1 rRNA gene is annotated in these 926 nt (G+C 55.8%); it reads left to right on the forward strand.

Annotation, left to right across the window (positions count from 1 at the left end):
* Positions 1-926 (forward strand): 23S ribosomal RNA (locus HMPREF2751_RS01425); the annotation flags it as partial.

Here is a 926-nt window from a genome sequence, read left to right on the forward strand (position 1 = left end):
TTTTTGTGGGGTGATGGCGTGCCTTTTGAAGAATGAGCCTGCGAGTCAGCGGCATGTCGCGAGGTTAACCCGTTTGGTGGGGTAGTCGTAGCGAAAGCGAATACTAACTAGTGTGTTGTCAGTGGCATGTCCTGGACCCGAAGCGGGGTGATCTACCCATGGCCAGTGTGAAGCAGAGGTAAGACTCTGTGGAGGCGCGAACCCACTTAGGTTGAAAACTGAGGGGATGAGTTGTGGGTAGGGGTGAAAGGCCAATCAAACTCCGTGATAGCTGGTTCTCCCCGAAATGCATTTAGGTGCAGCGTCGTGTGTTTCCTCCTGGAGGTAGAGCTACTGGTTGGTTTAGCGGGACTATCATCTTAGCGACATCAGCCAAACTCCGAATGCCGGTGAGGTCAGAGCACGGCAGTGAGACTGCGGGGGATAAGCTTCGTAGTCGAGAGGGAAACAGCCCAGATCGCCGGCTAAGGCCCCTAAGGGTGTGCTAAGTGGAAAAGGATGTGGGATCGCGAAGACAACCAGGAGGTTGGCTTAGAAGCAGCCATCCTTGAAAGAGTGCGTAATAGCTCACTGGTCGAGTGGTTCTGCGCCGACAATGTAGTGGGGCTCAAGTACACCGCCGAAGCCGCGGCAATCACCTTTTGGTGGTTGGGTAGGGGAGCGTCGCGTGACTGCTGTGAAGCGCTGGGGTAACCCTAGTGTGGAGTGTGCGCGAGTGAGAATGCAGGCATGAGTAGCGAATGAGGAGTGGAAAACTCCTCCGCCGAATGACTAAGGGTTCCTGGGCCAGGTTAATCCTCCCAGGGTGAGTCGGGACCTAAGGCGAGGCCGACAGGCGTAGTCGATGGATAACGGGTTGATATTCCCGTACCCGTGTGTCCGCGCCCATGGTGAATCAGGGATACTAACCCACCTGAACACGCGCC

The sequence above is a fragment of the Corynebacterium sp. HMSC063G05 genome, from assembly GCF_001810555.1.
GTDB lineage: Bacteria > Actinomycetota > Actinomycetes > Mycobacteriales > Mycobacteriaceae > Corynebacterium > Corynebacterium jeikeium_D.